General features: G+C 63.5%; 32 protein-coding genes and 1 pseudogene. 8 read left to right on the top strand and 25 right to left on the bottom strand.

Features of this window, described 5'->3' with window-relative positions:
- Positions 1-105: 105 nt before the first annotated feature.
- The 7 genes from GGQ88_RS20090 to GGQ88_RS20060 all read right to left on the bottom strand — a co-directional run bounded on the left by GGQ88_RS20090 (position 106) and on the right by GGQ88_RS20060 (position 4,130).
- On the bottom strand, positions 106-666 hold the full coding sequence (locus GGQ88_RS20090) for an RES family NAD+ phosphorylase (RefSeq protein ID WP_221214798.1): 561 nt from the start codon (positions 664-666) through the stop codon (positions 106-108).
- 16 nt (positions 667-682) lie between these two features.
- Positions 683-1,045: an antitoxin Xre/MbcA/ParS toxin-binding domain-containing protein gene (locus tag GGQ88_RS20085; RefSeq protein WP_145075440.1), complete on the bottom strand. Its 363-nt coding sequence runs from the start codon at positions 1,043-1,045 to the stop codon at positions 683-685.
- Between the two features lie 68 nt (positions 1,046-1,113).
- Positions 1,114-1,671, bottom strand: coding sequence for a hypothetical protein (locus tag GGQ88_RS20080; protein ID WP_145075443.1), 558 nt, complete (start codon positions 1,669-1,671; stop codon positions 1,114-1,116).
- Positions 1,672-1,981: 310 nt separating this feature from the next.
- Entirely contained in the window at positions 1,982-2,446 is a 465-nt protein-coding gene (locus GGQ88_RS20075; protein WP_183615230.1) for a Ros/MucR family transcriptional regulator, read from the bottom strand.
- Between the two features lie 244 nt (positions 2,447-2,690).
- On the bottom strand, positions 2,691-2,867 hold the full coding sequence (locus GGQ88_RS20070) for a hypothetical protein (RefSeq protein WP_158636703.1): 177 nt from the start codon (positions 2,865-2,867) through the stop codon (positions 2,691-2,693).
- 101 nt (positions 2,868-2,968) lie between these two features.
- Complete coding sequence (locus tag GGQ88_RS20065) at positions 2,969-3,304, bottom strand: single-stranded DNA-binding protein (RefSeq protein WP_066213939.1); 336 nt, start codon at positions 3,302-3,304, stop codon at positions 2,969-2,971.
- Between the two features lie 481 nt (positions 3,305-3,785).
- Positions 3,786-4,130: a thermonuclease family protein gene (locus GGQ88_RS20060; protein ID WP_145075489.1), complete on the bottom strand. Its 345-nt coding sequence runs from the start codon at positions 4,128-4,130 to the stop codon at positions 3,786-3,788.
- A gap of 402 nt (positions 4,131-4,532) precedes the next feature.
- Here GGQ88_RS20060 and GGQ88_RS20055 point away from each other — a divergent pair, with 402 nt between their 5' ends.
- Positions 4,533-4,721: a hypothetical protein gene (locus GGQ88_RS20055; protein ID WP_145075492.1), complete on the top strand. Its 189-nt coding sequence runs from the start codon at positions 4,533-4,535 to the stop codon at positions 4,719-4,721.
- Between the two features lie 171 nt (positions 4,722-4,892).
- Positions 4,893-6,119, top strand: a complete 1,227-nt coding sequence (locus tag GGQ88_RS20050; protein WP_183615229.1) for a DUF1173 domain-containing protein — start codon at positions 4,893-4,895, stop codon at positions 6,117-6,119.
- Between the two features lie 19 nt (positions 6,120-6,138).
- Here GGQ88_RS20050 and GGQ88_RS20045 read toward each other — a convergent pair whose 3' ends face one another.
- From GGQ88_RS20045 to GGQ88_RS19995, 11 genes are all read right to left on the bottom strand, one after another.
- A complete protein-coding gene (locus tag GGQ88_RS20045) occupies positions 6,139-6,639 on the bottom strand; it encodes a hypothetical protein (protein WP_183615228.1) in 501 nt (166 codons plus the stop codon).
- A 78-nt stretch (positions 6,640-6,717) separates the two neighbouring features.
- Complete coding sequence (locus tag GGQ88_RS20040) at positions 6,718-7,230, bottom strand: hypothetical protein (protein WP_145075501.1); 513 nt, start codon at positions 7,228-7,230, stop codon at positions 6,718-6,720.
- 37 nt (positions 7,231-7,267) lie between these two features.
- Positions 7,268-7,786 (bottom strand): hypothetical protein, encoded by a 519-nt coding sequence (locus GGQ88_RS20035; RefSeq protein WP_145075504.1) that lies wholly within the window; start codon positions 7,784-7,786, stop codon positions 7,268-7,270.
- Entirely contained in the window at positions 7,783-8,127 is a 345-nt protein-coding gene (locus tag GGQ88_RS20030) for a hypothetical protein (protein WP_145075506.1), read from the bottom strand. The genes GGQ88_RS20035 and GGQ88_RS20030 overlap by 4 nt, the downstream gene beginning before the upstream one ends.
- Positions 8,128-8,134: 7 nt before the next feature.
- Positions 8,135-8,419 carry a hypothetical protein gene (locus GGQ88_RS20025; RefSeq protein ID WP_145075509.1) on the bottom strand — a complete coding sequence of 95 codons (285 nt, stop codon included), beginning with the start codon at positions 8,417-8,419 and terminating at the stop codon, positions 8,135-8,137.
- Between the two features lie 31 nt (positions 8,420-8,450).
- Positions 8,451-8,891, bottom strand: coding sequence for a hypothetical protein (locus GGQ88_RS20020; RefSeq protein WP_145075512.1), 441 nt, complete (start codon positions 8,889-8,891; stop codon positions 8,451-8,453).
- An 88-nt stretch (positions 8,892-8,979) separates the two neighbouring features.
- Entirely contained in the window at positions 8,980-9,327 is a 348-nt protein-coding gene (locus GGQ88_RS20015; protein ID WP_183615227.1) for a hypothetical protein, read from the bottom strand.
- Between the two features lie 162 nt (positions 9,328-9,489).
- Positions 9,490-10,014, bottom strand: a complete 525-nt coding sequence (locus tag GGQ88_RS20010) for a DUF736 domain-containing protein (RefSeq protein ID WP_145075518.1) — start codon at positions 10,012-10,014, stop codon at positions 9,490-9,492.
- 152 nt (positions 10,015-10,166) lie between these two features.
- Complete coding sequence (locus tag GGQ88_RS20005) at positions 10,167-10,829, bottom strand: hypothetical protein (RefSeq protein ID WP_183615226.1); 663 nt, start codon at positions 10,827-10,829, stop codon at positions 10,167-10,169.
- 82 nt (positions 10,830-10,911) lie between these two features.
- Positions 10,912-11,247, bottom strand: a complete 336-nt coding sequence (locus GGQ88_RS20000) for a hypothetical protein (protein ID WP_183615225.1) — start codon at positions 11,245-11,247, stop codon at positions 10,912-10,914.
- 3 nt (positions 11,248-11,250) lie between these two features.
- The gene (locus tag GGQ88_RS19995) at positions 11,251-11,673 is read right to left on the bottom strand and encodes a DUF3768 domain-containing protein (RefSeq protein WP_183615224.1); all 423 of its coding nucleotides are present in this window, start codon (positions 11,671-11,673) and stop codon (positions 11,251-11,253) included.
- Between the two features lie 106 nt (positions 11,674-11,779).
- On the opposite strand from GGQ88_RS19995, the gene GGQ88_RS19990 reads away from it, so the two are divergent.
- Entirely contained in the window at positions 11,780-12,268 is a 489-nt protein-coding gene (locus GGQ88_RS19990; protein WP_183615223.1) for a hypothetical protein, read from the top strand.
- Between the two features lie 124 nt (positions 12,269-12,392).
- On the opposite strand, the gene GGQ88_RS19985 is transcribed toward GGQ88_RS19990, so the two are convergent.
- From GGQ88_RS19985 to GGQ88_RS19975, 3 genes are read right to left on the bottom strand one after another with little or no spacing between them, the layout of a single operon-like run.
- Positions 12,393-12,755 carry a ubiquitination-like system serine protease family protein gene (locus GGQ88_RS19985; RefSeq protein WP_183615222.1) on the bottom strand — a complete coding sequence of 121 codons (363 nt, stop codon included), beginning with the start codon at positions 12,753-12,755 and terminating at the stop codon, positions 12,393-12,395.
- Complete coding sequence (locus GGQ88_RS19980; RefSeq protein WP_183615221.1) at positions 12,752-14,143, bottom strand: HesA/MoeB/ThiF family protein; 1,392 nt, start codon at positions 14,141-14,143, stop codon at positions 12,752-12,754. The genes GGQ88_RS19985 and GGQ88_RS19980 overlap by 4 nt, the downstream gene beginning before the upstream one ends.
- Before the next feature lie 4 nt (positions 14,144-14,147).
- The gene (locus GGQ88_RS19975) at positions 14,148-14,819 is read right to left on the bottom strand and encodes a multiubiquitin domain-containing protein (RefSeq protein ID WP_183615220.1); all 672 of its coding nucleotides are present in this window, start codon (positions 14,817-14,819) and stop codon (positions 14,148-14,150) included.
- A 133-nt stretch (positions 14,820-14,952) separates the two neighbouring features.
- Between GGQ88_RS19975 and GGQ88_RS19970 the strand changes: the two genes are divergently transcribed.
- The 5 genes from GGQ88_RS19970 to GGQ88_RS19950 all read left to right on the top strand — a co-directional run bounded on the left by GGQ88_RS19970 (position 14,953) and on the right by GGQ88_RS19950 (position 18,328).
- The gene (locus GGQ88_RS19970) at positions 14,953-15,543 is read left to right on the top strand and encodes a hypothetical protein (protein WP_183615219.1); all 591 of its coding nucleotides are present in this window, start codon (positions 14,953-14,955) and stop codon (positions 15,541-15,543) included.
- Positions 15,540-15,932, top strand: coding sequence for a hypothetical protein (locus GGQ88_RS19965; RefSeq protein WP_183615218.1), 393 nt, complete (start codon positions 15,540-15,542; stop codon positions 15,930-15,932). Before GGQ88_RS19970 ends, GGQ88_RS19965 begins: the two co-directional genes overlap by 4 nt.
- A gap of 22 nt (positions 15,933-15,954) precedes the next feature.
- The gene (locus GGQ88_RS19960; protein WP_183615217.1) at positions 15,955-17,430 is read left to right on the top strand and encodes a hypothetical protein; all 1,476 of its coding nucleotides are present in this window, start codon (positions 15,955-15,957) and stop codon (positions 17,428-17,430) included.
- A 127-nt stretch (positions 17,431-17,557) separates the two neighbouring features.
- Positions 17,558-17,746: a hypothetical protein gene (locus tag GGQ88_RS19955; RefSeq protein ID WP_183615216.1), complete on the top strand. Its 189-nt coding sequence runs from the start codon at positions 17,558-17,560 to the stop codon at positions 17,744-17,746.
- Positions 17,747-17,755: 9 nt separating this feature from the next.
- Positions 17,756-18,328 carry a Fic family protein gene (locus GGQ88_RS19950; RefSeq protein WP_183615215.1) on the top strand — a complete coding sequence of 191 codons (573 nt, stop codon included), beginning with the start codon at positions 17,756-17,758 and terminating at the stop codon, positions 18,326-18,328.
- On the opposite strand, the pseudogene GGQ88_RS21620 reads toward GGQ88_RS19950, so the two are convergent.
- The 4 genes and pseudogenes from GGQ88_RS21620 to GGQ88_RS19925 form a co-directional block, all read right to left on the bottom strand.
- A pseudogene (locus GGQ88_RS21620) lies at positions 18,221-18,550 on the bottom strand (SOS response-associated peptidase family protein); the annotation flags it as partial. The gene GGQ88_RS19950 and the pseudogene GGQ88_RS21620 sit on opposite strands and share 108 nt — an antisense overlap.
- Positions 18,551-18,651: 101 nt before the next feature.
- Positions 18,652-18,876 carry a hypothetical protein gene (locus GGQ88_RS19940; protein ID WP_183615214.1) on the bottom strand — a complete coding sequence of 75 codons (225 nt, stop codon included), beginning with the start codon at positions 18,874-18,876 and terminating at the stop codon, positions 18,652-18,654.
- A gap of 22 nt (positions 18,877-18,898) precedes the next feature.
- The gene (locus GGQ88_RS21480; RefSeq protein WP_246386397.1) at positions 18,899-19,504 is read right to left on the bottom strand and encodes a DUF6927 domain-containing protein; all 606 of its coding nucleotides are present in this window, start codon (positions 19,502-19,504) and stop codon (positions 18,899-18,901) included.
- A 10-nt stretch (positions 19,505-19,514) separates the two neighbouring features.
- Positions 19,515-20,171, bottom strand: a complete 657-nt coding sequence (locus GGQ88_RS19925) for a hypothetical protein (RefSeq protein WP_183615213.1) — start codon at positions 20,169-20,171, stop codon at positions 19,515-19,517.
- Positions 20,172-20,476: the final 305 nt, after the last annotated feature.

Raw genomic sequence — 20,476 nt, 5'->3', positions numbered from 1 at the left:
TTTCAGCTTATGCCATAAATCTGAAAACATGTCACGGATGATCCAACGTGGCATGATCGCCCAAATTGATAATATTTCTTATGTTAAATCAATGACTTAGATGAATCACGCATCATCCTGCCACGATGACTGGTCGCGCGGCAATCGCTGCTCGTCGTCGATCACTTCAAGACGATGCGGGGCCTCGCGGCTCCAGGACCACAGCACCAGATTGCGGTCATCGACCGTAGCTCGTGAAGCGAAGCTTGGCACGATCACGCCGGCGCAGCCGGCGGCAATGAGCCGATCGGCCAGTTCCCAGGTCGGAACGGACTTGCGGTCTCCGGCAAGACGCTCCCAGGCGCAGCTGAGCTGCGCCAAGGTGACCTGCGCTGCATCCCGCACGTCAGGGCTGGTCAGGTCGAGAATTTCCAAAAGATCGGCGCGGTAGCTGCAGATCGTCAGGGGCTGCGCCTTGAAGGCGAACCCTTGCTGAGCCTCGAGCCAGGCGGTTTCGAGGCTGAGCGCCGCATAGAAGCACGCCGTGCCGACGCGGTTGAAGCGGCCGCCGTGAAGCTTCGCGCCTTCGCCCGATTCCGGATCATAAGCCCACGCCGGATGATGCGCCCGATAGACCAGGCCGTCGAACCGGGTGAACGGCAGAGCCGATTTCGAAATCTGGCTCAAAGATCAGGCCCAAAGATCAGGCAAAGCCGCCGGCGGCAATCCGGCCAAGATAGGTGCGAACCTTCTCGCCCTGTCCCTGACGGACAAGCTCTTCCGCCGTGGCATCGCCGAAGGACGGCAGCGGCTGCGATCGGTACCAGGCATAGGCGGCAAGTTCACTACCCGCCCAGGGAATGACCCGGTTGATGATTTCGCTCATTTCACGCAGCCGCGACTGGGTGGCGATGCTGTTGCTGCGGGCGGCCTTCGAGACGGCATCGCGTGACAGTCCCGCGGCGAGCGCCAGTTCAGACTTGGTGATATGAAGCGCCGCCGACAGCCTGTCGACTGAGACGCCCTTGTCGCCGGAGACTTCGCTCAAAAATGCCGCGCTCGCCATTTGCCTCACCATATGCCAATATTTAGGTCATTATATGCGGCGTTCTCCGAAAATTGTCAAGCTGGACGTCAGGCTGCGAACAGTTCGCCCTGACCCGTACCGGACGCTCGAACCGCGCCGATCATTAGCGCAGGCCGACGCAGCAGTTTCAGGACCGCCGGGTTCACCACGTAGACCGCATGGCGCCCGCCGCCGCGATTGCGGTGGTTGGTGGCGTAGCCAGCGTAGTGCCGTGTGACCAGACCCGCACGCGCCAGATCCGAGATCGCGCGGCTGACATTGGCGCGGCCCACGGCCAGGACCTGCTCCTCGACTGCCTGGTCAATCTGAGCGGCATCGCGGGCCTCATCGCCGGAGAGTTCATGCCTGAGCGAGGCTGCAACGCGGGCGCGCAGCGCCGCGCGGCGGCCCTGCTGTTCGCTCAAAGGAAGCAGCTGGGTGCAGAGCCAATCGCGCAGGAGTGCGGGCTTTCCATCTCGGGCAACGAAGGGACCGGACTGCCCTCGCCCGTCGGCGGCTTCGGATACGAGTTGGAGAACCAGGAAAGCGTAGCGCGGCCGGCTCGAAACCTCGGCCAGCACCGCGTAAATGCCGCCAACGCCAGTGATCGGTGTCTGTTGCTCCATGGATCAGTATTGAGCACAAAAGGTGAATCCTGTGAATCCCCTTTCGTTCAGGCCATGTCGTTTGTCGCCCGTGACACTTTGCCTGGCACCGCATCGGAACATTCGGGACCTGCATCGTCAGCCAATTCGATCGGCAGAGCATTCAATACGGGCGGGTATCACCCGCGCTCCTGCCAAGGCTGATGTCGATGATGACACTTTGCCCTCGGGGCAGAGTGTCACAGACGGCAAGACATGCATCGATAAGTCGACAGAAAAGGAGCCAGGGAATGAAGCTGATATCCGACGTCGGTCCATCGGCGCATCAGGCTTAGCCGAAGGCGACCCCGAGCTTCTTGCGCGGTTTGGCGGCCGCGACCGGCTTAGCCTCTGACTTCGGACTTTGTCCGGGCTTGCGACCAAGTCCGATCCGGACGGCGAGTTCCTTGCGCTTGGCGGCATAGTCGGGCGCGACCATCGGATAGTCTGCAAGCAGGTTCCAGCGCGCGCGGTAATCGGCCGGCGTCATGCCATGATCGGTGCTGAGGTGGCGCTTGAGCATCTTGAACTTCGCGCCGCAATCGAGGCAGGTCACCGCATCGGGTTTGACCGATGCGCGGACCGAGACAGCGGGTATGCGCACTTGCTCGGTCGGCTCGGGCACCTGACCAAGCGAAGCCAGCGATGCGTAGACCGACTGGATCAGGCCCGGCAAATCACCCGCCGCGACCGAATTGTTGCTGACGTGGGCCGAAACAATATCAGCGACGTGATCCAGGAGCATTTCATCGGCCATTGCGTGCGGTCTTTCTCCAATTGGCGATGGCGGACCCTATGGGCCGCGGCCGCCAAATGCCAGTGCCGTTGGCTTGCGCTCCAGATCGACATGCGCAAAAAAATGGGGCCAGCTTGCGGCGGCCCCTTGGAAAGTTTTGGGAGAGGATGCCTGAAAGGCACTCCTGATATGGGGTGACGCCTTAAATGCTGCAAGTGCGAAATAAGGTCCGGCAGTTGAATTTTGTGCAACGCGGCATCCACCTTCACCCCGGCGGCCGGTAGCGCGGGGTCGGATCGGCAAACCGGCGCGGATGAGCGAGTTCGGTGCGGGCGACACGGAACGTGTAGCCGTCCCATTCGCGCCAGGGATGGTAGCGGTTGAAGGTGCCGCCCATGCCGCTCGGCGTATCCCACACCGGCGTTTCGGCAGTGATCGTCATGGGGAATTCCTGTCTTTGTGAGAAATCGGGGGTGCAACGATCCGGCAGGGATTGGCCTCACCCCCCGTTGGGAGGCGGCGCTGCCGCCTCCCGGGCTCCGGTCAGAGGAAGAGGACTTCCTCGGCGACGATCTCGACCGCGTAGCGTTCGACGCCCTCGCGGTCCGTCCACTTCGAGTAGTGGAGGCGGCCCTGGACCTCGACCATGTCGCCCTTCTTCTTGTGCTTGGCGACCGAAGTGCCGAGGCCGTTGAAAGCGGTGACGCGGTGGAACTCAGCGAGGGTCTCGGTGTAGCCGGCCTCGTTCTTGACCGTCTTGCCATCGACCAGCTTGGGGCGGTCGGTGACAAGAGTGAAGGAGGTAATCGCGGTTTCACCGGCGTGACGGGTTTCGGGTTGGCTAGCGATGCGACCGATCAGGATGACGAGGTTCTTCATGGGGTTTCTCCGTGGCTTGAATTCGGCGGAACCGCCCGCCGATGAACACCACAGGCAGGGCCAAAGGCACGGGCCCGCACCGAACGCTTGCGTGAGGGGAACTCAAAAGCGAGGAGTGGTGCGGCAAGCCCGCAGGGCTTCACGGTCCGCTGCTTTTGGGTTGCGGCCAGAGACTGGCGCTGCAGGGTTCATCGGCAAACGAAGGGCGGTTTCGTCAGTTCAGGCCGCAGGTTCCCAGGCGTTCCTACCCGTCTGCCTTGGTTGCATCCCGTCAGGGCACCCCGGCACCACGCTGGTGTCCATGCGCACCCTCCCCTCGCAGCGGTACTCCCGCCTGCGCATGTCCGGGCAAGTCAGAACGAGATCGCGCGAGAAACCTCGATTTCTCTGCGCTTACCGCAACGGCCTTGTGCGTCAGCACCTGCACGAAGAGCGGGCTGATCCGGAAATTTCAGGGTGCCACCGCGTGCGAATGGGCGCGTCAGCGCCAGGGTTTGGCGAGGCCCTGCGTGATCAGGTAGTCGCCGGCGTCCACGCCGTTCACCGAGATGGTGGCAAGCGTCCGCCCATAGGCGTCGGTGCCAAGCCGCGTGATCATGACCCGCCCACGCGAGACGAACCGCACGAGCGCGGCGCGCGATGCTTCCCCGGCAGTGAAGTCGCACCAGGCGTAGGACCGGCGACGGTCCTGACACTTGGGACTGTCCGGCAGTTCAGGTGCATCGATATTGGCGATGCGGACCCGCTCGCGGCCGCAGCGGATGGTGTCGCCATCATGAACGCTTGGCGAAAGACATAGGGCGGCAGCGGCGAGAACGATGGGCATCGGCAATCCCTAGCGCGGCCGCACTGTCGAACCAAGCCCTCCCCTCTTCCCGACTGGCCCCGATCGTCACCCGAAGGGCCGGCATTCTCGCCGGCGAGGTTGGGCGGGCGGCGGCGCGAGAGCGCCGACCGCGCGCCCTAGCGAGTAGAGCGGGTCGCCCCAAGCCCCGCGCGGGGCGCGGGCGTAGGGGTGCCCCCGCCCTCTCCCCTGCCCTTTGCCTCCCAACACCCCATCCACCTTTAGCCCAATACCGATGTGCGATTGTCGCCCGCATGGCGGGCCCACCGCGTCAGTGGATTGCGGCAATGCTCGACCAGCGGCTCTAGAAAGGCTATGGGGGGGCCGTCCTGGAACCGCCCGCAGGGGCAGTGTTTCCATGCGACTGGCAAGGGAGAATCGCGAATGGATCAGGAGATCCAGATGCCGAGCGCGCGCATGGTTGCTGAGGCCATGGCGACGCTGCTCGCAGGCAAGCTTGCCGACCAGGCGGCGAGCGAAATCGTGCTGAGCCGCGAAGAAGCCGCACTGTGCCTCGGGCTTGCCGAGGGAATTGCCGAAAGCCTCGCGCACGAGGCGGGCGAAACGGACTGATCCAGCTTATCTGACCACAAGCTGCGCTATACGCCGCCGGCCTTGCCGGGGGCCACGGGCAAGGATAGACTTGGCCCAGTGCGCGCCATGCGGGCCGCGTCAGACAAACCAAAGGAGAATGCGCGAGAGGTCGAACGGGCAGCGTCGATCGCGAGAAATTGGAGATCCCCAATGATCCAGCGATACCGTGTGCTCGGGAAGGTCGTCACCGGCGGCCAGGATGACCTGCAGGCTGCGCTCGGCGCAGCCTATGCGCGCAAGGAGCGGGTGCTCTGCGAATGCCGCAGGCACGAAGAGCTGCCGCTCTATATAAGCCACCGCCATGATCGCTACGTGCTGGCGCGCTGGCCGGGTTCAGGCGCACGTCATGCGACCGCCTGCGACCATTACGAGGCCCCGGACTTCCTGACTGGCATGGCCCAGGTCCGCGGAAATGCCGTGATCGACGACGAGGATTCCGGCGAAACAACGCTCAAGCTCGCCTTTCCGCTGTCACGCAGTGCGGCGCGGCTCGCGCCAGCGGCGCTCACCAACGACAAACCAACGGTCAAGTCCACAGGCCAGAAGCTGTCGATGCGGGGGCTGCTCCATGTCCTGTGGGACCGGGCCGAACTGACGCACTGGCATCCCAAGATGGCGGGCAAGCGCAACTGGTTCGTGGTGCGCCGCGCGCTGCTCGAAGCCGCGGCCAGCTGCAAGGCCAAGCAGGAAGCCCTGTCCCATGTCCTGTTCGTGCCCGAGACGTTCCGGCTCGAGGACAAGGAGGACCTGCGCGCGCGCCGCCGGGCGGCGCTTGAGCGCGTCTACCGTTCGCGTGACGAGTTGATGGTGGTGGTGGGAGAGATCAAGGAAATCGCCCCGGCGCACGGCGCGGAGCGCATCGTGCTGCGCCACGTCGGCGACATGCCGTTCGTCATGGACCCGGACATGGCGCGCCGCTTCCACAAGCGGTTCGCGGGCGAACTGGCGCTGTGGCAGGCGCAAGGAAACCAGGGCCACCTCGTCGTTGCCGGCTCGTTCGCGCGGCGCAGGCAAGGGACGTTCGACCTGATCGAGGTGGCGCTGATGCCGGCGACCGGCGAATGGCTGCCCTACGAGAGCAGCGACGAGCAGTACCTCCTCACCAAGGCGGTCGCCGAAAAGCGTCGGTTCGTGAAGGGCATGCGGGTCAACCTCGATGCCAGCGCGCCGATCGCCAGCTTGGTGCTCAAGGACACCGGCGAGGATGCAACCGCGATCCATATCCATGATGGCGATACTGAGGCCAGCGAACCGCTTGAGGCGCTGCTCGCCTGCGAGGGCGTCACGCACATGGTGTGGAAGGAAGGCGAGCCGCTGCCACCGCGTGGGTCCCGGCGCCGAACCGGCGGCATCCCGTCGGACCGCGCTGCCGCGTGAATGGGCCCGCGCCCAGGCGTCAACCGCCGTTCGGCAAGGGCTTTGTCGGCAGCAGGTCGATCCGGCGCGCCGCGTCAGGTTCGGACCGTAGCGCGGCAAGGCGCGTCTCGACCGAGGCCGCGTCCTCGGTGATCTCGATGCGATTGAGCCCGATCAGCGTCCAGACCTTGTGCTCGGGACGCGCGGCGGTGTGGACCGCGTAAGCGAGCGGCAGCTTGTCGGGGTAAAGCCAGAGGAGGAGCACCGGTACGGCGGCAAGGTTGGGCCTGCCCTCGACGTCGGTGAGCGACAGCAGCCCGGTCTCGGGATCATAGCGGCAGTCGATCCCGAGCGGCACAGGGTGGCCGATTATCCCGAGCAGCGCCTCGCGCGCGTTTGCACCGAAGACCCGGTCCAGTTCCGGTCCCGGCTTGGCATCGGGGTCGGTTTCAAGCTCCGCCAGGAAGATGAGCACGGCGAAGAGCCGGGCAGCTTCGTCCCGCGTGCAGGGAATATCGAGGGCGAGGTGGATTGCGGACATGGGAGTTCCTTCGCGGGAAGCGGTCAGCAGCCCTCGACCGGCGCAAGTGCGTCGGGACCCAGAACGGCAGAGCATTGCTTAGATTGAGAGGTGGCGTTCGACGTGCGCACGCTCGCGCGGGCGCTGGAAATTGTAGACGGGAACGCCGTGGGCAGCGGCGATGCGGATTGCCTGGCCGGTCCCGCCCGAGGCTTCGCCATCGGCGGTCCAGCACAGGACGAAGTCGGCGGGCGCATCGAGCTCAGGCCCCAGGACCTGGAACACGTTCCGGGTGTGCAAGGCCTGGACGAAGAGATCGAGTCCGGCGAAAGCGGGGTGCGCTGCGGCAGCAAGAGCTCGCGCACGCTGCCACAGCTCTGGCGGCAAGGCCTGCGGGTGGAACGGGCTCGCCGAACCGCGCCAGCCCGGCGCGGGCAGGAAGATCTGTTTGCCCTCCCCCGCCCCGCGCTCGAACGCGCTGTCGGCGCCGATCGCATGGCCGGAGCGCAGGACGTAGCCGCGCTTCAGAAGGGCGAAGGCAGCGCGCGTCATCAGTGCGAGCACTTCGGGCGGGGTGCGGCGTGCACCGATCCCAGTGTAAAAGCGGGGCATGGCAGGTCTCCTTGTTCGCCTGCCCGCCGCGTTCCCCCTACCCTCCCGTCGGCATCGCCGGGGTAACGCCCGCCCCGCGTGCGGCCAGCATGGGGCCGTAGGTAGCTTCAAGATTGCGGTGGAGGACCGCGTTTGCGGGCGGGAAGAAGCTGCCGTCCTCGCGCGGCCGCGAGATCCGGAGCGCGCCGGCGATAACGTCGGGAAAGGGGCGGACACATAGGAGCGACGAACCCGCGTAAGTGACTGGCGGCGGGAACCCCGCGCTGATCCAGCTTGACGGCACGTCTAGCCCGTCGAGCCAGCGCCGGGCGCCGGGCGGCAGTACCGCCACCTGCGAGACGATCCACAGCGTCCAGTAGGTCCCGAAATCATGAGCGTTGGCGATCGCCGCGAATTCCAGGGGCGCAGGCGGCGGGCCGTTTACCGCGATCACTGCGGCCTGAAAGGCGCGCAGCTCGTGCCTGTTGACGCGCTCGAAATCGGGCGTTTGGCCGAGCTGGGCGCAGGGCTCGTTCGCTGGCCCTGCCCCGAGTTCGAAGAGCCTGTGGCGGGTCACGCAGCAGCCTCCCCTGCCCCATCGGGATACCAGGCGAGTTCCACCGCGTTAGGGTTATCGACATCGTAGGCGGCGATACGCGCCGAGGTAATCCAGGTCTCCGGATCGCGGAGCGCGACATAGCCGCCATAGAAACGGCCATCACGGTGGACGAACTGGGCGTGGATGTCCTCGGCTACCGCTTCGGAGACGAAGAAGCCGGCCGCGCCGCGAATGTGGATCGGGGGAAGAACGCCCAGCATTTCGTCATGGAAGACCTCTGTCACCCTCGAGAGCGGGAACTGCGCGAGCGTGCGGGCGCGTTCATCAGACGGCGACGCTGCAAATTCGGGATCGGTCATGGGAGCCTCATTCGTAACGGGGTGGGGCTTGCGGGAAGCGGGGCGGAACCGCGTGTTCGAACACGCAGGCGCGGTAGCGGCCGCCGGCGTAGAGCACGGAATCAAGGCGGCGCTGGCCGCGCTGGACCAGGTCGAGCAACCGGTTGGCGCGCACCGCGAGCCGCGATGCAGCAGCTTCGGTAAGGCAGACCCGGTGGAGGCGGACAAGTTCGCCGGTGTCGTACCACCATGAGCCCTCTTCCGGCCCGCCGTAAGCGCGGTCGACCGCGTAGAAAGCGACGACGTATTTCATGGCAAAATGCCTCCTGGGGCGGTGCGACACGTCAGACAAGAACGAATGGCGGGACGGTGATCTCGGCCTTCGCCATCGCACGCTTGAGCTCGCGCAGGCGAGTGAACCCCTTGATCCAGGACGGCGGGAAGAGGACATATTCGTCTTCGCTCGCCGTGTAGTCGCGCATGGGTCCCGTACCGTCGAACACGACAATCTCGGGGAGATACGCCCCGGGACAGCCGCCCGACCAGCGGCGAAAGATCAACCCGTGCTCGATGCAGAAGGCATCGACCTCCGGGATCTGCCCGCCGTTCAGTTCGGTGCCGTAGAGCTCGAGCGGCGCGCCCTCGATTACCGCCGCCGGGTCGAACGGCTCGCCGTCCCATTCGGCGCGCAAGTCATATTCCTCGGCGCAGGCAGCGAGGCCGCTGAGGAGGTCGCGGCGCAGCGCGCCGCCGATAGTGATGTGAACGGGGGCTCTGTCGCCCATGGCCCGTGTCCTTTCGCAGCCGGTTGGTCCGACCGCGATCACCCCTCTCCCCTCACCAGCCTCTTGCGCGAGCAAAGGTGTGGCGCGTTCAGGCTGGCAGCAGCGGCACAAGGTTGGAGTCGAGCGGAAACCCGAGGCAGCGCGCCAGCTCGGCCGCGTGCTCGAAGTCGGCAGTCGTCACATGAAGTGACCGGGCGATATCGGCCAGCGTCTCGCCTTTGCGGGGCGGCGCTACGCTGTGAAGCTTTCCTGCTTCTGCGGTCACCGCGAAGGGCCAGGTCATGGCGACGGCAATCACCCGCTCGGGCAGCACGATCAGGGTATCGCCAGTTTTGATGCTCTCGTCGCATTGCGACGCGTCATAGGCATTGCCGGTAGTCGCAAAGGCATGGTGCCGCCGCGTGTCGAAGGCGAAGCGTTCGCTATTTGTGAACATGAAGTGTCTCCGTTGCCGCCCATGCAAAAGAAGAGGCGGAACGCCGGGCGGGGGGACGGTCGGCGTTCCGCCTCAGGCCACAAGCGGGGCGAGCCTGCGGCCTTTGCGTGGGAACGGGGACCCGCGATTGGGTCCCCGTTCGGTCGGAGGTGCTGGATGGACTCAGGCGTCGACGAGCGGAGGCAGCGCACCTTCGTTGTCTGCGCCGTCCTTGACGTTGGCGCGGCCGCGCTTGCCCGGCGGCGTAGCGGTGCTGTCACCGAGGCCATCGCCGTTATGCCCGTCACTGGCCTCACCGGCATCGGCTGCCTCGCCGCCGGTAAGCATGTCGCCATCGCCGTATTCGCTCGAACCGAGCTGGCTGTTGCGGCGACGCGGGCGCTGCCAGGCGATGGCCATCGTGCCGTCCTCGCGCGGGAAGGCGGCGATGTAGAGCGGCTGCGACATCGACGGATCGTCGATCTTGCCCTGGTAGAAGATCTCGCCGGTCGAGTTCGAGGCGAGTTCGAACAGTGCGCCAACGGCTACCCAGCGGCGCTGATCGTTGAGCGCGACGATTTCGTACTTGGGCGCGCGGGCGTTGCTCGAGCTGACCGGCCGCAGGCCGATGGTGCGCGTCATCGTGAGCGTTTCGACAGTGCCGATCAGCTGGCCGCTGGCGTTCTTCTTGATTTCACCGATGTTCATGGACGTTCTCCTAGGTGGATTGAATGCGACCGAACCCCTTGTCCGATCACTCATTCCCACCCCCCCTTCCCTCCCGGCCGTCAGGCCGAGCTGCGGGCCCTGCCCGCAGTCCTTCTCTGGAGCCCTCCATCGGGGACATTCGTCAGCGTGTTTCAGGCGGGCAGCGCGAGCCATTCAGGCTGGTCGTCCGCAATGGGCAGATCGGTGCTGAGCGCCTGGTTCTCGGTGAAGACATCGGCGGTATCGAGCGCGCCGAAGCCTGTTCTGCTATTCCAGAACAGCAGGCCCTCTTCGGGATCACGCGTGGCGATGACCAGTTTGGGGGCGAAGTGGACTGTATCGTGGACCTTGCTGGTCTCGATCCAGTGGATGCCGGCCCCATCGATCATAAACCCGCCGCCGCCGAAGGCATCGGGCTGATGACGATCACTGTCGTAGGACCAGGTCACAGCTACCGGGAGCGACTGGGTAATCGTGCGGTGCAGCAGGGCTGCAACCGCGTCAGGCTCGAACTGGTCGGCGGTAGCGAACACGCGGATCATTCCGTCGTTCTGCTCCTCGAAGGCAAAGTCGGTGCCAAAGGTCGGGAAGTCGCAGTCGGGGAAGATGGCGAGGAACCCCAATATCACTTCCTCGCCGGTAGGCGGGAAGATCGTTCGGAACGCCTCAGACAGGCCGAGCCAGTGTTGGATGATGGCTTCAGCGTCGGGTTGATCTTCGATGTATTGCGCCAGCGCGATGGCCTCGCGCAGAAGGCCGCTTTCGGCGGCAGTGATTTGCAAGACAAAACAGGCGTGCGTGTAGCAGTTGGACATGGGTGGTGATCCCTTGTTGGATGGAACCGGGCAGACGAGATCGGTGCCCGGGGCCGGACAGCGCCAGTGGGCGGCGTGCGGTTCAGCCAGGGGCTGAACGGGAGCGCCCGAGGAGTTCTTCGAGCAGCTTGCCTGCCGGTCGGTCCGGATTGTGGGGACAGGCGAGCCGGTCGATCTCGAGTTGGCGCGCGAGGCCATCTGGGATTTCCGCATAGGCCGCAGCTATGGCGATGATCTCGCACGGCGTGCCGATCTCACGCGGACTGGTCCCGCGCCACAGCCGGATGTCGGGCTCGCGGTCGCGGTCGGGCGTGCCAAACACCGTCACAAAGTAAGTGCCGAGGCCCGGGTCCCAGCCCAGTGCGATCTCGAACAGGTCGGTGTGTGCGCCGAGCGGCCGCAATGAATATCGCGACATGGCTCAGTAGTCGGTCGCGAGCATGATGGTAACGACGCGGAAGCTCGTCTTGGCGTCCCAGGGCATCTCGGCGCCCCATGAATAGGTCCCGTCGTTCTCGTAGACATCGACCTTCCAGAAGATCTTGCGCTCACAGTAGGTCACCACCCCGAAGTCCCGCTCTCCGTGCGGATCGTTGCCGGGGTCGATCGGGGTCTCGTTGATCAATCGCCGCAGGGCGCACTGGCCCTGAAACAGCCTGACCTGACGGATCGCGGGATCGTCCGAATCCCCTGCCAGCAGGTCGGCGAGCGCACGGGTGACCACCGTCCGGGAATTTGCCAGCGTGCCGGCTCGGGCAGCGTCGTTGAGCCGGGCCACCTCGGCGGTCCTGGTGGTCACCTGGCAGTCGGGCGATGGGGCGATGGTGGTCACGCTGGTGGTCATGGGCAGGCTCCTTCATTTGTTCACCGGTTCATCCCCCCTCCTCTCCCTTCACCAATTGACGGGGTTAGAGCGTTCACGCTACGTTCTTTTTTCGAAAGGAATTGCGATGAAGCTGGATGACGTTCTGGGCGGGTTCGATCTCGACATCGTGCTGCGCGATGTGTCGTGTGACGCGGGCGTGCCGCCGGTCAGGCGCGCGATCGCCGCGCTCTGCATCGGGGTTGGTATCGACGATGCCTGGCTATCTGTACGCGAACTGCGCGAGGCTGTGTCTCTGGTCCACGAAGGCGCGGACGGCGGACGCGCGCGACTTGCGACGATCCTGAGCACGGCTTGCGACGATTTTCAGCGGGCGATCTATTACTGCCTCGCCGGGCGCGGCGTCGGCGAAATGGCGGAAGCGATGGATTGGTTGCTTGCCATCCTCAAGGCGCGTGGCCGCACGTCCGCTTGGCTGAGCCGGTCGCGGGTCCAGCGAAGGGATCTGGTATCGCCCTATGTTTGCGAGGCACCGGACGGGCCGCTGGTGTCGCCCGATGCAGACTTTGAGCTCGGCCGGTCGTGGTTTGTTGATCGGGGACCTGGCCCATACTGAAGCCATATAGACCGCTGCACTGTCATTCGTTTTTATCGCCGAAAATCGAGCCTTGATTGATCGGAGTTGGGGACAGTCCTGCACGGAAGGTTTTGGAGCGAGAGAGATGGAAGGCGGCGGTTGGCTAGTGGTGACCGGTCGGCAGCGCGATGCCACTGTCTCGCGCCCAAGCGATGCGACCGCGACGAACGAAAAAATGGGCTCGGCAGCCTTTGATTCGCCAGATCGACGGGTGCAGCGTGACGAGTCCGCCCTGATGAACGGTTGCTCGCCAGCTCGGATCGTCCTTCTCAACAAGGCTAAGCTGGATATGCGCCTCGCATCCGCATGGACACAGCAGGGCTGCCTGCCATGCCGCCCCCTCCTCGCCAACGAGATACACGCGACGTTTGCGGAGGTGATCCGGGAGATCCTCGACAAATTGTGCTCGATATCGTGGAAGGAAGCGGTCACCGAACCATCGAGCGAGATTTGCGAGCCACTTCATGCGGCAGCCTTTCGTTCGCTGAGCTCTGCCCAGTCGAGCAGCGGCGTAATGTCACCGCGGCCGACATGCTTGGCGAGCGCCAGGCAGGGATCGCCATCTTCCAGATGTTCGTAAATGCCGTGGCTCAACGAAACCCGGTGGATGGCGTAGTCGCCATTGGGATCGATCCTGTAGGGATGAAGACGCGCGAGCAGTTCGTTCACCGCAAGACTCGCGATGAACATATTGAGCTGAATCACCGCCGGGCGGTCTTCGACTACCCCGCGCAGATACCCCTGGGCGAGTTGTGCCTTGTACGCGGCGCGGTCGGTTCGATAGAGCCCTGCCGTCCGCACCTGTTCCATCGTATAGACCTTGCGGCTCAGCAGGCTCGAACCGCCGGGCTGCAGATAGTGGACCGTCCCGCAAACCTGGTCGACGCCGCCGCGGCCATCAGCCTCGAGCTTCACGCCGAGGTCGAAATAGGGAAGCGCGTAGAAGGTGGCGAGCTTGTTTAGCAGGTGACGCCCGTCGACGCTGTCCATGCATCCGAACACGACGTCACACTCGGCGATGGCGCGAACTACTTCGGCATCGAACAGGTCAGCATGGTAGGTCTCGACCACAGTTCCGAGGCCCATCGCCTCGATCGCGGCGGCCTGAACGTCCACCTTGGGCCGCGCTGCGGCCGCATCGGCACGCGTGCTGTTGAGGATCCGGTTGAGGTTCTTGTCCTCGATATGGTCGGGATCGACGAGCACCAGCGCGCCCACGCAGTTTCGGGCGAGCTGCTCGATCACGGGACTACCTGTGCCTGAACAGCCGACCACGGCGATGCGCAGACGGCGCAACCGCGCGTAAGTCCCCGTCCCGAACGCCTGCGCGATGCGCTGACCAAAACCTTCGATCTCGATCGGCTCACCGGCGTGCCAGAAAGGCAGATCGTCGCCGACGACATTCACATGTGCGAACGGCTCGAAGCAGCCGGACTCATCGACGACACGGCCGAACATGCGGCCATCGTCCATCATGATCGCGCTGCCGTGCGGACCGCCGTCGGTCCAGCTGTAGACGCTGGGAAACAGCGCGCGATCGGATGCATCGTCGACCTCCGAGAAACGGTCAAAGGCGACATGACCGTGGATTTTCACAATCGCGAGGTCGAGCCGGGCTGCCTCGCTCAGCAAAGGCTCCAAGCGCTTGGTCGACCAGGTGACGCGGTCCGGAAGCCGGACGCTGCAATCTTCATAGGGGATGGTCACCACCCGTTGCACAACGAGGCGATGGCGCATGGCACCGGATCGCCGTCCGCAAAGAAGGATGGCGACGGCCTCGCAGCCATCATCAGGGAAGAGGTGGCGCGCGAGCGTATCCGCCTGCCGCGCCGTCAGCGTTAGCGACGTGTCCATTGGATCAGGCCTTGGTGAATTCGCGGGTGAGCCAGCTCTCGACGAGCGCGAAATGGGTGGCAAGACTGTCGACCCCGGGGCGCCAAGGGTTGGCCGGCGTCCGATGGCGGCTCCAGCGCTGCCAATCCTTGCCATCGAAGGCGTCCGCGCAGATTGCACCGATCCCGCGGCCGTCCAGTCGGGCAAGCGCCGGGTAGAAATAGGCCATGTCGATCTGTGCCTCGGGGTAACCGGACTCGATGCGGACGTTCACGGTCACCGCATCGACATTATATCCGGACGGCACGGGAAAATCGTAGATCACGACCCTTAGCGTCCCGCCCTCGCGGACCAATTCGTAACGATGTCCGATCGCGTCGAGCCACTCGCGATCCTCCGCCGGGAGGTCGAACTCCCGGCGGTCGGTTCCGAGACCCTCGGTCTGGTCGAGGGGAAGCGTGACGAACCGCTCGGTACCCGGCTCGCGCAAATCGACCTTCTTGTCGAGGTCGATCCGCTCGGGGGCACCCCGCGGCGGCTTGAGATAAAGCGCGAAATGCTCCGGGGGCACCTTGCCGGCGATCGTGAGCAGCTCACGGGCCGTCGGCTGCGCCTTCGTCACCTCGAAATGATCCTTGTCGATCTGGATCTTGTAAACCTTCTTGTCCTTGTGGACTTCGTCTTCATGTTCACTCATTGGTCCGTTCCTTGCCTTATTGATGCCGGCACTTAATGATGCTGCCGGGCACGGCGGACGCGGACAGCCAGGCGCCCTCAAATTTTTTTCGCGAGGCTGTCCGCAAGGGGCCACTTAGTCAGCATGGAAGGGTATGCGCGCACAGGCGATGAGAACAATCGGTGACCTTGATGTCGCCACTCCCGACGAGGTGGCGGACGCGCTTGGAGCGCTTTGCCCGGTCGAGATTGCCCGATTGAATATGATCGCGAGGATCAGGGCGCGTTACGCCCCGGGCCTTGAGTGGCGCGAACTCTTGCATGAGGCCATCGACAAAGCATTGTCGGGTACCCGGAAATGGCCACGCCATCTCCCTTTCCTGGTTTTCATGCGCGAGACGATGCGCAGCCAGGCGAGCGAACATCGACGCAAGGCGACGTTCGGACTGGTGACGACCGAAGCCGACCTCCCCGCGCGAGCGGACGGCGAGTCGCCACTCGGGCAGGCGCCCAGCTTGGATCCGAACCAGGAACGCGATGTGTTCGCCCGCCAGATACTCGACCAGGTTCTGTCCTTGTTTGCGGGTGACACGGCGGCCTTGGCGGTGCTGGACGGGTTGGCGCAGGGCCTCGATCCCGCCGAGATCCAAAAAAACGCCGACATCACCGCAACCCAATATGCGTCGGCCCAAAAACGCATTCGGCGTGGACTTGTTCACGCTTTTCCGGAAGGTAGTCCGTTATGAGCAAGATCAAAGCTGTGGACCAACTCGATGCGTTGCTATTTGGCTACGAGGACATGATCCTTGGCGCCGCGGATCGCGATGTGCCTGGCAGAAATGGAGCCGAGGTCGATGCCACCGCTTCGTTTATCGCTCGGCGGCTGGCGCAGCGGCGTCTCGCTGCGCTGCCCGTAGCCGTTGAGCGCCGGACACCGCATGGAACAGCAACGCGTCGGGCGATCCCGCGGGATGCAGCTGGGCGCCGACGCCTGCTGGGCCGGTTGATCGCGTCTCGTCCTGAATTGCCCACGCGAATTAGCATGGCTTTCAAGAGCCGCGATCCGCAGGACGAAGAAATCGCCGAAATGCTCGAGGAACTTCTGCGCAGCGAGGACGGCCCGGTGGCGGAGTGAACTTCTTGCACAAGCGCGCGCCTTGGTTACGGTCAGCAGCCACACGGCTCTCCGACGCATGCGTGCGCGACACAGCATTGCGCGACAGTCGCCGAGACGGGCAATGACCTCCGAGGTAGTTGTCATGAACAGCCTTGGAGTTGCGCTCGCCAGCGACAGCGCGGCGACTGTCAACAATGGCGAAGGCGGCAAGGTCTTCAACACGGCCGACAAGTTGTTCATGCTCTCGAAGCGACATCCAGTTGGGGTGATGGTCTACGAGAATGCCGCGATCCTCGGCGTTCCGTGGGAAACCATCATAAAGATGTTCCGGCGACAGCTCGACTCCAAGCCGTTTGCGAACCTGGAAGATTATGGCCGCGCACTGATCGCGTATCTCGACAATAACGAGCAACTATTTCCGCCTGCCCTACAGGACCGCTTTTATCTGCGCTCGCTTGAGACGCTCTACGCTGCGCTCGCCGGTCGCGTCGAAGATGCCATCTACGAGCGCATCGTCGAGGGAAGCGATGGCAGCCAGACACCAAGCGATATCGCGCGCGAACTCGTCACCAAGGAGCGGGATCGCTGGGCAAGCGAACCCGAGGCGAGCTGCCTCAAGGCCGGCGTGGGCGCAAGGCTGACTGGTCGCTTCTCAGGTGAGATCAGCACCCGGATTGCGGACGCCTTTGGGCCGTTCAGGATCGAGTCGGACACCATGCAGGCGCTCTACGATCTTGCCCGACTGATCGTCTCGAAAGAACGTATCCCGACTTTTGCACTGAGCGGGATTGTTGTGGCGGGCTTTGGGCAGGACGAGCATTTCCCGGTGTTGCAGCCGATCGAGATCGGTGAAGTGTTCGAAGGCAGGCTTAAATGCCGCTTCGGGCAAGTCCGCAAGGTCGATTGCGACAATCCATCCGTCGTGGTGCCGTTTGCAGATGCCGACATGGTCAACACGTTTCTCCACGGAATGAACCCCAGTTTCGAGCTGCGGATGACCAAGGAGATGGCAGATCTGGTCATCAATCTTCCTGACGCCATCGTGGATGCCATGACCGACCTGACAGATGCCCAGCGAAAGAAATGGAAGAAGCAATTTCAGCCTGAGAGCAAAAAGGCAATCAAGAGCCTGATCGAGAAGCTCGACCAGCAACGCCAGGAGAAGCATCTCGGTCCGATTCACCAGGCGATCGCCAATATGCCGAAGGATGAGATCGGCCACGCGGCTGCGCGGCTTGTGAGCCTGAACTGGTTCCAGAAGCGTATGTCTCTCACGACCGAAACGGTCGGCGGACCGGTCGATGTCGCCGTGATCTCGAAGGGGGACGGCTTTATCTGGATCGACCGGAAGCATTACTTCCGTCCCGAACTCAACCAGCATTTTTTCGACAACTACAATTTCAGCCCGGAGAACCATGGAGCCCGACATGACCAAGGAGAAACGCCCAACAACGAAAACACAAAGGTCCGCACCCGAGCCAAACCCCGTCGACGCAGTGCTCAACGAACTGATTGAGCGGCATCCCCATTTGCGTGCGGCGCGCGAGGCAATGCGATCCGACGGAGTCGTCTGCAATCAATTCTCGCAAGACGCGCTCAGCGCGTTTCGCCAGCGTTTTCGCGTGTGAAGAAAGGAGCGACCGATGAGTGAAGATCACGAGGGCCGCACCAAGCGGACGATGATCGGACGCGATCGCTTCGGCAAGATCAGCCAGGTCGAGGGCCTTCAGCTGTCGTTTACCGCCAGGGCAGAGTTCGACAGCGACGAGAAGCGCGGCCTTACGCATGCTGAGCGCCGCAAGCGTATCATCGCGAAATATCTCAAGAAATGACCTCGCGGCGTGTACGCGGTCGAGGATGATCCCTACTGCTATCCCGGCTCGACGGTTCTGCGGAACGCCTTCGATATTCGGGACGGTCAGGTTCTGGAGGATCTTGAGTCCGAACTAACGACCGCGCGCGCCGACGAGCCTTTTCCCGAGGGAGCTCTTGATGAGGCGCATTTCCGGGCCGTTCATTTCCATCTGTTTCAGGACCTCTATGAATGGGCAGGTGAAACGCGAACAGTGCGCCTCTCGAAAGGCGAGAGCCATTTTTGCTACCCTGAGCATATTGATGATCAACTCGTCACGCTTTTTGGCGGCCTTAACTCGGACAATCATCTTAAGGACCTGACTCGGGACGGATTCGCGAAGAAAGCAGCAGCGTTCCTTACTACATTGAACGTCATCCATACTTTTCGGGAGGGAAACGGGCGCGCCCAGCTCAGCTTCTTACTGCTCCTCAGCGAAAATGCAGGGCGCCCTCTAGATTTGGCGCATATGGATCCAGCTGCGATGCTGGAGGCAATGATCGCAAGCTTCTTCGGCGACGAGCGGTCGCTGACGAAAATCCTGTACGATATGATCGTTTAAGCCACGGTCTGGATGGGCAGGGAGCAACCTCTCATTCGCGCAAGCTTGTAGCCCAGCAACGGTGAAAAGTTTTTCACCGGCATGCGCATACCAGGAGCGCGTTATTTGGCGCGGCGCGCCCTCGGGCTCGGTCCAGTGCGACACCAGAATCAGGCAACGGCAGCGCTCAAAGCTATCGCGCCAGAAGTAGGTATCGAGCTTGTCATCGCGCGCATTGGTGACAGGCTTGCGCTTCGATTTCGGCGTTCGCCCGGGTCATCCTGTTGAGGTCGCACATCTGCAATGGTTAGTCAGATGCGCGGGAAAAGGCGAAAGGCAGCCGTTCAGGGCCCATCGTCGTTGCACGTGACCACCCGCGAGACCGTGCGCCCCTGCGGCGCATTGCTCGCCAGCACGACCCGGAAGGGCTGAAGCGGATTTCCGGTCTTGACCACGGCGGTGTCGCTGAGAATGCGGTCGGCCACCTGCGTCGCGACCCGGTTGGCGTTTTCGATGCTGCACAGCTTGGCCCGTTTGGCGGAACGCTTGGGAGTGGCTGGGTCTGTCATGGTATTGCTCTGATTCCCGCTGTCATGTCGCAGCGGGCGCAATCGGCGCAGGAACGATCGTCCACGCGCGCGTCATCAGCGAAGATATGCGAACCCCGACGCCGTCGCCGGCCCGGCGCAGGCTCGTCTTCTTCCCCGCTTGCACCACCCGAAAGCTGCGCTCGGCCTTGCCATCAGTGAACGTCAGAGCTTCGGTCAGGACCAGAGTATCGCCGGTGGCGGGTTTGCGCCGGGTGGTGAGCGCGAGGCGCTGGCGGCATTTCTCGCGCCACTGCGCCGCGTAGTCGTTGCCGGGCGGCCCCAGCAGATCGAGGATCGATGCCGGGCAATCGTATTTGTAGGGCCCCATCATTTCGTCCTGGTCCTTGTAGGCGAAGAGGTAGCCATCGCGCGCAGCGGGATTCCATTTGATCAGGCAGATGATCGCGAATGTCTGTTCCGGGCCGTCGGCCGTGTAGCTCTGGCAGGCGGCGTAATATGCGTTCGAGCGAACGGTAGACTTGAGCACGCGAAGGCCCTTCTCCCGGCCCTTGTCCGGGGTCAGCGCATAGGTGCATTGGTTGTCGAGGTAAGCCTTGGGCGTGGCAAAAGGTGCCATGCCGGAGCGGGTCATCGAGAGCCAGCCCATGGGTGTTCTCCTATACGAGTTCAGGTTGGCGGCGCGTAATCGTAAGGCCGGTTTCCCGGGTGACGAGCGCTGTGAAGCGGACGGGATCGACGAGGACGGCGATATCGCAGAAGTTGTTGCGCTCGCCGCGATAATCCTGGCGACCCTTGCAACGGCGGAACATGACCTCACGGCCGTGTCCGAACGAGGAGGTCGTGACCTGGATGTAGATCTCATCTGCATGGAGGGTGATTTCACCGGAGACGGCTGGGCCTGCCATGTTGTTGCGGAGGTCATATTGATCATGATCCAGCCCCAGATGGCGGGCAGCGATCCGCAGCGCCGAACGGGCTTCGCGGTGGAAGGCACGTTTGGCTTCCGGATCGTAGCCGATCCCGCGGCGTGCCAGTGCGACAAGCGCGGGCTTGGACTTCAGTTCGTCGATCCGGGTGAGGCACTGCCGGCGCAAGGGCAGATCCTCCTCATATGTGGCATCGGCCGGATTGCCGAGTGCGATACGCCCGACATGCCGGGCGAGAAGGATGGTTGCCGGATCGCGCGCGGGATCGACGCCGGCATTGCGCGCATCCTGCATCGCATCAACCACCGCCTGGGTGGCAGTAGCGACCGTGCACAGCGCATCTGGCTGGAGGGCGCGGCGATAACGGAAGTCGAGGTCATAGTTCATGGGGGCTGGCTCCTTGACGCACTTGGGCGCAGCACTTCGTCCCCCCTCCCCTCACCTTCGGATTTGCCGCGTCAGCGGGTATAGTGTTCAGGCCGCCTCGCGCACTGGCTCGGTGAGTGCCGGATCGAACTGGCGCAGCCATTTGACCGCCTGTTCGGCCTTGGCTGCGGCATGAAGGATCGCGGTCTTGTCGGCGCGCAGGATCTTGGCTAATCACGAGGTGACGATAATGTGAAGGAAGGCGGCCAGATTGGCTGAGTTCTGGGGTTTCCTGCCAACATTCCTTCACATTATTTCAGAGCGTG

The organism is Novosphingobium hassiacum (assembly GCF_014196055.1).
In the GTDB taxonomy this organism is placed as follows: Bacteria; Pseudomonadota; Alphaproteobacteria; order Sphingomonadales; family Sphingomonadaceae; genus Novosphingobium; species Novosphingobium hassiacum.
This window is presented reverse-complemented; position numbering and strand designations above follow the sequence as displayed.

Coding starts and splice junctions, on each gene's coding strand:
- GGQ88_RS20025 (WP_145075509.1), bottom strand. CDS start 8,419: ATGAAATACGTCGTCGCTTTCTACGCGGTCGACCGCGCTTACGGCGGG.
- GGQ88_RS20060 (WP_145075489.1), bottom strand. CDS start 4,130: ATGCCCATCGTTCTCGCCGCTGCCGCCCTATGTCTTTCGCCAAGCGTT.
- GGQ88_RS20010 (WP_145075518.1), bottom strand. CDS start 10,014: ATGAACATCGGTGAAATCAAGAAGAACGCCAGCGGCCAGCTGATCGGC.
- GGQ88_RS20030 (WP_145075506.1), bottom strand. CDS start 8,127: ATGACCGATCCCGAATTTGCAGCGTCGCCGTCTGATGAACGCGCCCGC.
- GGQ88_RS19965 (WP_183615218.1), top strand. CDS start 15,540: ATGAGCAAGATCAAAGCTGTGGACCAACTCGATGCGTTGCTATTTGGC.
- GGQ88_RS20065 (WP_066213939.1), bottom strand. CDS start 3,304: ATGAAGAACCTCGTCATCCTGATCGGTCGCATCGCTAGCCAACCCGAA.
- GGQ88_RS19985 (WP_183615222.1), bottom strand. CDS start 12,755: ATGAAGTGGCTCGCAAATCTCGCTCGATGGTTCGGTGACCGCTTCCTT.
- GGQ88_RS20080 (WP_145075443.1), bottom strand. CDS start 1,671: ATGGAGCAACAGACACCGATCACTGGCGTTGGCGGCATTTACGCGGTG.
- GGQ88_RS20020 (WP_145075512.1), bottom strand. CDS start 8,891: ATGGGCGACAGAGCCCCCGTTCACATCACTATCGGCGGCGCGCTGCGC.
- GGQ88_RS19990 (WP_183615223.1), top strand. CDS start 11,780: ATGAAGCTGGATGACGTTCTGGGCGGGTTCGATCTCGACATCGTGCTG.
- GGQ88_RS20075 (WP_183615230.1), bottom strand. CDS start 2,446: ATGGCCGATGAAATGCTCCTGGATCACGTCGCTGATATTGTTTCGGCC.
- GGQ88_RS19975 (WP_183615220.1), bottom strand. CDS start 14,819: ATGAGTGAACATGAAGACGAAGTCCACAAGGACAAGAAGGTTTACAAG.
- GGQ88_RS20015 (WP_183615227.1), bottom strand. CDS start 9,327: ATGTTCACAAATAGCGAACGCTTCGCCTTCGACACGCGGCGGCACCAT.
- GGQ88_RS20055 (WP_145075492.1), top strand. CDS start 4,533: ATGGATCAGGAGATCCAGATGCCGAGCGCGCGCATGGTTGCTGAGGCC.
- GGQ88_RS19995 (WP_183615224.1), bottom strand. CDS start 11,673: ATGACCACCAGCGTGACCACCATCGCCCCATCGCCCGACTGCCAGGTG.
- GGQ88_RS20085 (WP_145075440.1), bottom strand. CDS start 1,045: ATGGCGAGCGCGGCATTTTTGAGCGAAGTCTCCGGCGACAAGGGCGTC.
- GGQ88_RS20050 (WP_183615229.1), top strand. CDS start 4,893: ATGATCCAGCGATACCGTGTGCTCGGGAAGGTCGTCACCGGCGGCCAG.
- GGQ88_RS19940 (WP_183615214.1), bottom strand. CDS start 18,876: ATGACAGACCCAGCCACTCCCAAGCGTTCCGCCAAACGGGCCAAGCTG.
- GGQ88_RS20040 (WP_145075501.1), bottom strand. CDS start 7,230: ATGCCCCGCTTTTACACTGGGATCGGTGCACGCCGCACCCCGCCCGAA.
- GGQ88_RS20005 (WP_183615226.1), bottom strand. CDS start 10,829: ATGTCCAACTGCTACACGCACGCCTGTTTTGTCTTGCAAATCACTGCC.
- GGQ88_RS19970 (WP_183615219.1), top strand. CDS start 14,953: ATGCGCGCACAGGCGATGAGAACAATCGGTGACCTTGATGTCGCCACT.
- GGQ88_RS20000 (WP_183615225.1), bottom strand. CDS start 11,247: ATGTCGCGATATTCATTGCGGCCGCTCGGCGCACACACCGACCTGTTC.
- GGQ88_RS21480 (WP_246386397.1), bottom strand. CDS start 19,504: ATGGGCTGGCTCTCGATGACCCGCTCCGGCATGGCACCTTTTGCCACG.
- GGQ88_RS20070 (WP_158636703.1), bottom strand. CDS start 2,867: ATGACGATCACTGCCGAAACGCCGGTGTGGGATACGCCGAGCGGCATG.
- GGQ88_RS19980 (WP_183615221.1), bottom strand. CDS start 14,143: ATGGACACGTCGCTAACGCTGACGGCGCGGCAGGCGGATACGCTCGCG.
- GGQ88_RS20045 (WP_183615228.1), bottom strand. CDS start 6,639: ATGTCCGCAATCCACCTCGCCCTCGATATTCCCTGCACGCGGGACGAA.
- GGQ88_RS19925 (WP_183615213.1), bottom strand. CDS start 20,171: ATGAACTATGACCTCGACTTCCGTTATCGCCGCGCCCTCCAGCCAGAT.
- GGQ88_RS19955 (WP_183615216.1), top strand. CDS start 17,558: ATGAGTGAAGATCACGAGGGCCGCACCAAGCGGACGATGATCGGACGC.